The 10,374-nt window shown below is 55.6% G+C and carries 8 protein-coding genes; 1 reads left to right on the top strand and 7 read right to left on the bottom strand.

All coding sequences use genetic code 11. The features are described 5' to 3' along the window. Positions 1-160: 160 nt before the first annotated feature. Both JE47_RS0117860 and JE47_RS0117855 read right to left on the bottom strand, forming a co-directional pair. Positions 161-2,080 carry a heavy metal translocating P-type ATPase gene (locus JE47_RS0117860; protein ID WP_031461058.1) on the bottom strand — a complete coding sequence of 640 codons (1,920 nt, stop codon included), beginning with the start codon at positions 2,078-2,080 and terminating at the stop codon, positions 161-163. Between the two features lie 37 nt (positions 2,081-2,117). Next, complete coding sequence (locus JE47_RS0117855; protein WP_031461057.1) at positions 2,118-2,900, bottom strand: TrmB family transcriptional regulator; 783 nt, start codon at positions 2,898-2,900, stop codon at positions 2,118-2,120. Between the two features lie 411 nt (positions 2,901-3,311). Here JE47_RS0117855 and JE47_RS0117845 point away from each other — a divergent pair, with 411 nt between their 5' ends. Beyond that, positions 3,312-6,038, top strand: coding sequence for a phosphoenolpyruvate carboxylase (locus JE47_RS0117845; RefSeq protein WP_031461055.1), 2,727 nt, complete (start codon positions 3,312-3,314; stop codon positions 6,036-6,038). Between the two features lie 264 nt (positions 6,039-6,302). Here JE47_RS0117845 and JE47_RS0117840 read toward each other — a convergent pair whose 3' ends face one another. The 5 genes from JE47_RS0117840 to JE47_RS20715 form a co-directional block, all read right to left on the bottom strand. Further along, positions 6,303-7,472: an FAD/NAD(P)-binding protein gene (locus JE47_RS0117840; protein ID WP_031461054.1), complete on the bottom strand. Its 1,170-nt coding sequence runs from the start codon at positions 7,470-7,472 to the stop codon at positions 6,303-6,305. A 12-nt stretch (positions 7,473-7,484) separates the two neighbouring features. Next, positions 7,485-7,739 (bottom strand): 50S ribosomal protein L28, encoded by a 255-nt coding sequence (gene rpmB, locus JE47_RS0117835; RefSeq protein WP_031461053.1) that lies wholly within the window; start codon positions 7,737-7,739, stop codon positions 7,485-7,487. 414 nt (positions 7,740-8,153) lie between these two features. After that, on the bottom strand, positions 8,154-8,519 hold the full coding sequence (locus JE47_RS0117830; RefSeq protein WP_031461052.1) for a SaoD/DsrE family protein: 366 nt from the start codon (positions 8,517-8,519) through the stop codon (positions 8,154-8,156). Between the two features lie 101 nt (positions 8,520-8,620). Further along, positions 8,621-9,847: a zinc metallochaperone GTPase ZigA gene (gene zigA / locus JE47_RS0117825; RefSeq protein ID WP_031461051.1), complete on the bottom strand. Its 1,227-nt coding sequence runs from the start codon at positions 9,845-9,847 to the stop codon at positions 8,621-8,623. Between the two features lie 280 nt (positions 9,848-10,127). Continuing rightward, positions 10,128-10,374 (bottom strand): hypothetical protein (locus tag JE47_RS20715; RefSeq protein ID WP_035419868.1); only part of this gene is annotated, 247 nt, incomplete at its 5' end.

Genomic DNA, 10,374 nt, shown 5'->3' with positions numbered 1-10,374 from the left:
ACGCGGGCCACCGGCCCGCAAGGGGGTGGTGGGAGAGAGGAAGGTTTAATGAGGGGGAGAGCTTCTTCCTCACCACACCCTCCCCCTTTCGCTCCCGCGAAGAAGAGTGGAAATGTCGCTCAGAAGGTTCGTCCTGTAATCGCTCGACACCTGCCTGCACTCAGCGAAACAGGAGTAAGCGTAACCCGTTCAGCACGACGATAATTGTACTACCCTCGTGACCAACCACCCCCAACGGCAACGGCACTCCTACAGTTAATGTCGTTAGCACCAGCACCACCACAACTGCCAGCGCAAACACAATGTTCTGCCAGATAATGCGCTGCGTCCGCCGACTCAACCGCAACGCATACACGATAGCGCCAAGATCATCTCGCATCAAGACCAGATCGGCTGTTTCCAGTGCAGCATCGGTACCGGCAGCGCCCATCGCAATGCCAACCGTTGCTGCCGCCAGTGCCGGTGCGTCATTAACCCCATCGCCGACCATTGCCACACCACCGTAGCGTTGCCGTAATTGCTCAACCAGATGCAATTTGTCGGCGGGTAACAACTCGGCGTACACCTCATCGACCCCCAACCGCTGTGCCATTGCCTCAGCCACCAGCGCATTATCGCCGGTCAACATGACAATGCGTTCAATACCGGCTGCCCGCAGGGCAGCAATCTGCTGCGCAGCATCGGGGCGTTCGCGATCCATCACTGCTACCAGCCCCAACCAACGGCCACCACGCCACACCAATAACACACTTCCCCGGCCCTGCTTCATCAACGCATCAGCCTGCGCGAGGAGCTCCGTTGGAACCGCGATCCCGCTCGCTTCAAACAGGCGAGGTGAGCCAACCAACGTCTCAATCTCATCCCACGTTGCCCGCACCCCCATACCGGTTACCGCAGAAAATTGCTCTGGCGGAACAACATCGATTGACTGCTCTTCAGCAGCACGTAAAATGGCCCGCGCAATCGGATGTTCTGAGGGCTGTTCGGCCCGGGCAATCGTGGCAAGTAATTCATACTCGCTCACCCCTGTCATCGGTACCAGATCGGTTACCACTGGTTTACCAAAGGTCAGGGTTCCCGTCTTATCGAAAGCAATCACGCGCACCCGGCTCAGCTCCTCCAAATGAACACCCCCTTTGAAGAGCACGCCGCGCCGCGCTCCCGACGCAATTGCGCTCAGCAACGCCGCCGGTACACTGATAACCAGAGCGCACGGTGAGGCAACGGTCAGGAGCACCATCCCCCGATAGAACGTATCGGCGAATGTCATTCCGCTCAGAGGAACGAGTAGTATGAAGAGCGCAACCGCTGCAATCACTCCAATCGCATAGCGCTGCTCGAACCGCTCAAGAAAACTCTGTGTGCGTGCTTTGCGCGCCTGCGCCTCACTTACCATTGCAATCACCCGCGCTAGTGTGCTCTCGCTCGCCGGCTTCGTAACCCGTACCTCTAGCGCACCGGTCTGGTTGAGCGTCCCGGCTAGTACGGTCATACCCGGTCCCTTCTGCACCGGCATCGACTCACCGGTCAGCGCCGATTCATCAAACGTGCCTACACCGCGTTCGATCACGCTGTCAAGTGGTACCCGATCGCCTGGACGAAGGATCACAATATCCCCAACCTGGACATGCTCAACGGCCAGATCAAGCTCGTGACCATGACGGCGCACCCGTACCGTATCGGGTCGCAGTGCCATCAATGAGGTGATCGCTTGTTCGGTACGACGCAGCGCATACGCCTGCAACACATTACTCAACGAGAAGAGAAAGAGTAAAATCGCGCCTTCGGTAAAATCACCCAGATAGGCAGCCCCTAACGCCGCCAGTACCATCAGCAGATCGACTTCAATTGACCAGTGACGTAACGCCTCGATAATTGCCCGTACTGCGTAAAATGCGCCAAAAAAATAGGTCGCAAGATGAACAAGCAGAGTCAGGGAATCAGGTGCACCGGCTCCCTCCAGCCAGATACCAACGACGATCCCGATCAGCGTGAGCACCACGAACAGCGGTTCGAGAATCTCATCGTGAAACCATTGCGACAGTTGTCGCCAGGGAGCAGCCTGCGAAAGTGTCGTCATGTCAATGCCTCCTCTTCGGCGCTGGGTGAGTGACCGGTTATGAGTGCAATACCTGTCGGTCTTCAGGATCGAGTCGAGCGAGCAGATCATCACCGAGGCGAGCGAAAATCCGTTGCGCGAACAGTTCCATCCAGATGAACTGACGGGCAATTAAGACCATATTGCGGTTTGTAGTCACGGTTGCGGTTGTTGCCAGATGACCAGAGGCGATCAGAAATTCGCGTTCATCGGCAACTACAATTAAGGTCTCTACCATGCCGTGCAACTCGGTCTCACGCTTGGGATGGCGCACAACCTGCCCAAACGAGAAGGGGGCCTCACCGGTGAGAATGACACCCAACGCTACTCCGCGTTCATGCGCCGCAGCCAACGGCTGATAAAGCGCCTCGACATCGGCATCGGTCAGCACCAGCATCAGCTCACGGGTAGCACTATCGATCAACTCGCGTGCCGCAGCCAATGCCTCTTTCCGACCGCTAAAGTTCCAGAGGCGATCACTCTCTTCATGGCGAAAGAGGGGCATCAGTTGATTGCGCAACACCGCAGCCCGCTCGCGAGCCTCCCGTTCGTAACGGTCGAGCAAGATCGCCGGTGAAATAGGCTGATAGAGCGTTGCCTTCTCTTCAACCGATTTCAGCACTGCCCCCCGCGCCTCTAACCGTCCTAGTGCTTCGTACACCATCGACCGCGGTATACCGGCTAATTTGCTGATCTGATACCCGGTTGCGGGGTGATCGGTCAGCAATGCCAGATAGACTCGCGCTTCATACTCGGTAAGCCCCAGCGCCGTAAGTTGTTCTAAAAGGTTCGTTTCTACCATAGTTGTTCAATTCCGAACTACTAAAATTGTACTCCCTGGCACATCATCTGTCAAGAGGTTCTTTACAGCCAGCCTACGCTTGTCAATCAACGCTCAATCAGACCTGATGGCCGCAGGCGAAGCTGAAGAGGTATCTTCGACAAAAGTCAAGCACTGCGCAGACAGGTCACCCTTCTGCGCGGACATCGACGATGCCGTGAATTCGGATATATTGCCTGATCCCTCTATCAGGATTATCGCAATGATACGATCCGGTGTCAACTCATCTGCTGCACCGGCCCACATTGCGGCCCGCCTTCTCTTTCCTCTCCACTCGCTCCTCTGCGGCATCCGTTCTCACCCTCTCACTCTCTCCCCTTTATGGTATGATTGCAAATCAGATAGCGTAGTGAAAGGTTAACCCCTATGCCCATGCGCCCACTTGATCAAGAAAAGGCTGATCAAGATTTTTCCTTCTTGCTTGATTGCTTTGCGCAGGTATTGCACGATGTCGGTGCTGGGAACGTAGCGCAAGCACTTCCCTGGCTTGATGGGACTGAACGCCACAATTCCGTTCCGACTCGCGAGCTGGCGCAGGCGATGATCATCGCTTTCCAGTTGCTCAATATCGCCGAGGAAAATGCGGCTGTGCAACAGCGTCGCATCGCCGATCGTGATCCAACTATACGGCCTGAGTCGGGACGTTGGCGTGACGCGATCCAAAAACTTCAGTCTGCTGGTATCACTGCCGAAGAGATTGCAGCCGCTTTGCCTCATATTCATGTCGAACCGGTGTTAACCGCTCATCCGACTGAAGCGAAACGGGCAACGGTGCTCGCGCACTACCGTGAGTTGTATCTATTGCTAGTGCGACGCGAGAGTCAACGGTGGTCACCAGCCGAGCAAGCCGAAATCAAGGCCGATATTGAGAATCTGCTCGAACGCTTGTGGCGCACCGGCGACGTTTTTTTAAGTAAACCAGGTGTACCGGCTGAAGTTCGTAATGTCTTGCACTATTTGGTCAACGTCTTCCCTGATGTATTGCCGGTGCTTGATAATCAATTGCGCTATGCCTGGCAGGGAGCGGGGTTCGATCCTGCTCTCCTGCGCGATACCTGGCCGCGCCTTCGCTTTGGCTCTTGGGTTGGTGGGGATCGGGATGGGCACCCGTTAGTAACCGCCGAGATTACCGCTCAAACCTTGCGTGAAATGCGTCTGCAAGCATTGCGGTTGTTACGTCGGCGGTTACGACAGGCAGCCAGTCACCTCAGCATTTCTGACATGCTCGTGCCCACACCGCCCGGCCTTACTGACCAGATTCGGCGTATGGCAAGTGGTCTGGGCGGGCGTGGCGTACAGGCAATTGCGCGCAATCCGAATGAGCCGTGGCGTCAGGCACTTAATCTCATGCGAGCACGATTACCAATTGATGATGAACCGGCTGAGGCGGCCAGCCTGATAGACGAGCCAGATCGATACCGCTGTGCAAGTGAGTTGCTCAACGACCTGCGCGAGTTTGCCGACCATCTCCGGGCCATCGGCGCCGAGCGGCTAGCCGAAGCTGAGATTCGACCCCTGATGCAACTGGTTGACACCTTTGGTTTTCATCTGGCAACCCTGGACATTCGGCAAAACAGTCAGTTTCACGACCGTGCTCTGGCGCAACTGTTGGAAGCTGCCGGTCTCTCTTCCGATGACCTGTTCGATCCTGAGCGACGGCGTGATCTGCTCGAACGTGAGGTTGCATCACCGCGCCCCTTTGCCCACCCCAATACACCGCTCGGCCAAGAGGCTGCATCCGTTGTCGAGTGCTATCGAGTACTGGCTGCGCACATTGCCCGCTATGGAACGGCTGGATTGGGGCCACTCATTGTCAGCATGACCCGTGATGTCACTGATGTGCTGGTCGTCTATTTGCTTGCACGGGAAGCCGGTCTGGCGTATGCCACGCCAGAAGGTCTGGTTTGCCGGTTACCGGTGGTACCCTTGTTTGAAACTATTGAAGACCTTGAGCATAGCCCCAAGATACTCGCTGACATCCTCGATCACCCAGTGACCCGCCGTAGTCTGGTTGTGCAGGCCCAGGGCGGCGAGTTGGTACAGCAAGTCATGATCGGCTACAGCGATAGCAATAAGGACGGGGGGATTTTAGCCAGCTATTGGGCGTTGTATCAAGCCCAGCGTGCAATGGTGAAGGTAGGTCAGGAACGCGGTGTGCGCATCCGCTTTTTCCATGGCCGTGGTGGAACGATCAGTCGTGGGGCAGGTCCAACCAATCGTTTTATTGCGATGTTGCCGTCGGGCAGTCTCAGCGGTGATTTACGCCTCACCGAGCAAGGCGAGGTTATTTCGCAGAAGTATGCCAATCGGCTCACGGCTGCGTATAATCTAGAGCTTCTGCTGGCCGGAACAACGATGCACACGTTGCTCCAACAGCACCATTCGGAGGAACCCCATCCCCTGGAACCGGTCATCGGCTGGCTGGCTCGGCAGGCCAGGGTAGCCTATCGCGACCTGATTGAGCGTGATGGCTTTATCACCTTCTTCCGTCAGGCCACGCCTATCGATGTGATTGAACAGAGTCGGATCGGGTCACGACCGGCACGACGTACCGGACAGGCGACGCTGGCAGATTTACGAGCGATCCCGTGGGTGTTTAGCTGGAATCAGGCACGCTTCTATTTGCCGGGATGGTACGGGGTTGGGAGTGCGTTGAGCGCGCTACAACAGGAAGACCCAGAAACATGGGAACGACTGCGCGCCGAACAGTGGCGCTGGCCGCTCCTGCGTTATCTGCTGGCAAATGTTGGTACCAGCCTACAGACAGCAAACCGCGACATCATGCATGCCTATGCCGGGTTGGTTGAAGATGCCGCGATACGTCGTCAATTCCTTGAACTGATCGATGCTGAATTTGCACGGACTGAGGCAGCATTGACAGCGATCTTTGGGATGCCTATCGAACAACGACGACCACGAGTCACGGCGACCCTAGCCCGACGGCAGATCGGGCTGGCGCCGCTTCACCAGCGCCAGATCGAACTCCTGGCGCAATGGCGTGCTCAGCAAGCAGCCGGTGATCCGGCCGCCGAAGTGACCCTCATCGATCTGTTGCATCTGGTGAATGCTATTGCTGCCGGTTTACGCACTACCGGTTAGGGGAAGAGTGTTCTATCGTTCTCTGCAAGCTACGGCAGGCGGGTTCGCAACCCGCCTTCTTGTTCAATCCTCTTCACCTCGACCAAACACCAGGCGTCCGGTACGAGACGGTTTGCCGGTAAGCAGATTGAATAATACCGGCAGATATGGAATGATCAGAGCAATAAGAGCAGTCAGTAACAGACTGAGTGAGAGTGGCCGAGTAACGAAGATGCTCAGATCACCTTGACTGATGGCAAGAGCAATAAAAAACTTTGAAACGCTCTACCCACTCACGTACCGGTGCACAAGGCGCTCTCCGGCATGGCGGGCGCCAATGATATTGCGGGCGACCGGACCAATTTCCAATTCTGCCAGTGGACCGGTGACGAACAATCCTGGCGCCCATTGCAAATCAGGGCCGATCACGGGGTAACCGCAGGCTGCCACAGGGAGGTTGTTGGCAGCGATAACGTTGTCGAGCCATGGATGCCCAGGACGTTCGGCGGTAAAACCGGTAGCGAGGATGACCGTTTGCACCGTCAATCGGTGATGGTTGAGTTGTAGCGTGATGACACCATCCGCATGAGTAGCAGCATACACTTCATCGATCAAAAGACGTAGTTTGTGTTGTTGGGCAGCGGTTGTCAGGCTCTGTGCCAGTTCGACCGGCATTGTCCCCGGTAAGCGAGCAGCGGTAATCAGCGCTCGCCGACGGTTCAGGTCGGGTTCAGCGTGAAAACGACGTAGCTCTTTCGGACCCATCCAGCCCGGCGGGCTATCGAACGGTGCGATCTGGATTGGTCGTCGCATCACAAGCGTAACCTGGGCAACAGAGCTGAGCGTGAGCGCAAGATGGGCGGCACTGATTCCACCACCGATAATGGCAACCGTCTGACCCTCTTCGATCCGATCTCGCGAAAATGCCGGTTCGTAGAGGTGACACACCGTTCCCCCTGCGTTCCGCAACGATTGCGCCCACTGCGGCCAGCGTAATTGCTCTGTACAGCTTAACGCCAGAATGACGTTACGTGCCGATAGCACACTTTGATCCGTTTCGACCTGCCAGATCAGGTTGCGCCGTTGCAAACCACAGACACGACCATGAATCGTATACTCATGGAGTCGGTAGTGTTCAATCAGTGATTGTGCGTGCGCTCGAAAGATTTCCAGCGATGGACGCTGATAGCGTCCATGAAAATGGTGCGATCCGGCACCTGTCTTTTGGGCAAATTGCAGCAGGTCATATGGATCAGGGGCAAGGTGATGAACCAGGGTAGAGCGCAAAAAACGCATACCACAGACAGTGGTACAGGTGTCCCAACGTGCCAGCAGACGTTCGTGCGGATCGATAATGCGCAGGCGGTCGGCTGGAACGTGGCATCGTTCCCGTAGAACGAGAGCTAGATGCACACCATGAATGCCGCCACCAACGATCAACCAGTCCAGATACATAGCAGTAGTACCCTAGGAACGTGAACGACGCTCAACATCACGTAGTGTAAGACCGCGGTCGCGCAATGCCTTAAGCAAGCCCTTGCGCTCAATTTCGCGAAGTGCAGCCGCTGAGAGTTTCAGGCGAACAAAGCGTTGTTCTTCAGGAACCCAGATCCGTCGTTCCTGAACGTTTGGGAGCCAGCGCCGCTTCGTGCGTCGCTTTGAGAACGACACGTTATGACCAAAAGACGGTGCTCGTCCGGTTAGATCACAGCGACGGGACATACGAAAACCTCCCTCGATATTGCATGACTCCACTGCAAAAAGGGGATCTTTCCACCACAGAGACCACGGAGATCGCAGAGACTAAAGATGATTTTATCTTTCATTGAACATAGGGTTGTGAACATTTTTTCTTCCATGCACCCAATGGCCAAAAATTATCCTTATTATTCATAAACCTTCCACGCTCTGTGTACTCTGTGTGCTCCGTGGTGAGTTTTTGCAGTGCAATCATTGCATGTATCTCAAACGGTAAACTATTGTCCCTGGGCCGTTGCCGATAGCCCTGCCTCGTCCTTGAGGCAGGTGACCGGCGAGATGCCCAGGTAGTCATCCGAACTCGAATACTGCCTGGCCGATTATTGACAGCAGTTGGCTGGCGTCCTCACCGAGATGTCGAGAGAACGATTCACTCGCTTAGAGCGTAATCACCTGATCGGGTGGATTACCGGCCAGTGCCGCGTAAAGATCGGGGAAGCAACCAACCCGTACTCCGGCAACGGTACCGGTTACTCGACAATTGCCTGGCTCACCGACAGCCAACCCCCGTTCCAGAGCACATTGATCGCACATCATCAAGAGAATGCCTTGCTCGGCAGCAACTTTTGCCAATCGTTCGCCCATTGGGTCACCGGCTCGCAGCAGATAGGTGTTGTCGTCGAAGAAAAACATCCCAACGACCATTGCACCGTGATTCCCGGCTTCCAATTGCGGCAGAATCATCTTACCGAGCTTGTAGCTAGCGGTGTGTCCTGAAGTAGCGAAGATGTAAGCGACTTTCATATTAGTTGACCCTTTCGATAGTTATATCTTGCGAAACACGCCGTTGATAATAGCCGTAAGCACGCGATCCTGTCAATGCTGATTGAGCAAGGCATGGATCGTCACTCATCGTCTATGATTGAGACAATCTCCCACCGACCAAACGGATCAGAGAACGTCTGCCACTCTTCTGGGCCAAGGGCCATCTCTTCATCGGTCAATAAACATCGTTCTAAGCGCGCTCGTAATGCAGGCTCATCAAGGTCCTGGCCGATAAAGACCAATTCCTGGCGGCGATCTCCCCACCGGTCGTCCCAGATCGCAGCGAGCGCCGCCGCTTCAGCAGGATCGTCCGGCTGTGTTGCGACTGCCGCCCACCATCGGCCACCCGGTTCGATCCGGCAGGATGCACCGGCTTGCGACCAGATACCACACTGTTCCATGCGGGTAGCCAGCCAAAAGATACCCTTCGAGCGCAGTACACCTGGCCATTCCTCGTGGAGAAGTTCCCATAAGCGCTGCGGGTGAAAGGGTCGGCGTGCACGAAAGACAAAGCTCCTGATGCCGTATTCTTCGGTTTCGGGAGTATGCTCACCGCGCAGTTCCTTCAACCAACCGGGCATTCGGGCGGCACGCTCGAAGCTGAAGAGACCAGTATTGAGAATCTGGTCAAGCGGCACCTGTCCGAATACACTGCGAATACAGCGTGCTTCTGGGTTGAGTTTGTGCAACAGCGCTTCCAGGCGCACCAGATCGTGCTCACTTACCAGGTCAGCTTTGTTGAGAACAATAACTTCGGCAAACTCAACCTGATCGATCAGCAGATCAACAACGGTGCGGTCGTCTTCTTCGCCAGCAGCCAGATTGCGGTCGCGCAACTCATCGAGCGAGTATAGATCACGCGGGAAATTGAAGGCATCGACAACGGTGACCATCGTATCAAGACGGGCTATGTCGCTCAGTGAGGTACCATCGGGGTCGGAGAAGGTAAAGGTTGCAGCAATTGGGAGCGGTTCGGCGATACCGGTTGCCTCGATCAACAAGTAATCGAAGCGACCTTCACGAGCCAGGCGAGCAACTTCAACCAGCAAGTCTTCACGGAGGGTACAGCAAATACAGCCATTGGTCAATTCAACCAATTGCTCTTCGGTGCGACTGAGGGCTGCTTCGCCAGATCGGATGAGGTGGGCATCGATGTTAACCTCACTCATGTCGTTGACGATAACAGCAACCCGCAGACCGGCCCGATTAGCCAGAACGTGGTTGAGGAGTGTTGTCTTGCCACTACCAAGAAACCCCGATAGCACGGTAACGGGCAGTGGGTGAGGGTGAGAGTGGGCTTGTTTCATATTGATACTATGTATCTATTTAAGAAGCCAAAAAAGATTCCGCATACGCGGCTTCAAAATGATACCCTATATCAAAATGCGTGTCAAGTCCGTACTCTCTTGCAGATGTAGAAACAGAGGTGAGCGGGAGGGGCGGGTTCCCATCTCGGTCCCGCCGGTCTCCTCCTGAGACGATCATAGACAAAACCAGCGACGCAGCACCGGTTTCAACCGGTGCAACCCTGTTCCATTGCATTGCGGATTGGTGGCTCGCGCAGAAACCAGCGACGTAGCACCGGTTTCAACCGGTGCAACCCTGTTCCATTGCATTGCGGATTGGCGGCTCGCGCAGAAACCAGCGGCGTAGCACCGGTTTCAACCGGTGCAACCCTGTTCCATTGCATTGCGGATTGGTGGCTCGCGCAGAAACCAGCGACGTAGCACCGGCACTGAAACCGGTGCAACCCACGCGCAGCGTCGCCATCAAACAGCTCAATAACGAAACCAGCGACGTAGCACCGATTTCAACCGGTGCAACCCTGTTCCAT

The organism is Chloroflexus sp. MS-G, from assembly GCF_000735195.1.
Taxonomy (GTDB): domain Bacteria; phylum Chloroflexota; class Chloroflexia; order Chloroflexales; family Chloroflexaceae; genus Chloroflexus.
This window is presented reverse-complemented; position numbering and strand designations above follow the sequence as displayed.

Coding starts and splice junctions, on each gene's coding strand:
- JE47_RS0117860 (WP_031461058.1), bottom strand. CDS start 2,080: ATGACGACACTTTCGCAGGCTGCTCCCTGGCGACAACTGTCGCAATGG.
- rpmB (WP_031461053.1), bottom strand. CDS start 7,739: ATGTCCCGTCGCTGTGATCTAACCGGACGAGCACCGTCTTTTGGTCAT.
- JE47_RS0117840 (WP_031461054.1), bottom strand. CDS start 7,472: ATGTATCTGGACTGGTTGATCGTTGGTGGCGGCATTCATGGTGTGCAT.
- JE47_RS0117855 (WP_031461057.1), bottom strand. CDS start 2,900: ATGGTAGAAACGAACCTTTTAGAACAACTTACGGCGCTGGGGCTTACC.
- zigA (WP_031461051.1), bottom strand. CDS start 9,847: ATGAAACAAGCCCACTCTCACCCTCACCCACTGCCCGTTACCGTGCTA.
- JE47_RS0117845 (WP_031461055.1), top strand. CDS start 3,312: ATGCGCCCACTTGATCAAGAAAAGGCTGATCAAGATTTTTCCTTCTTG.
- JE47_RS0117830 (WP_031461052.1), bottom strand. CDS start 8,519: ATGAAAGTCGCTTACATCTTCGCTACTTCAGGACACACCGCTAGCTAC.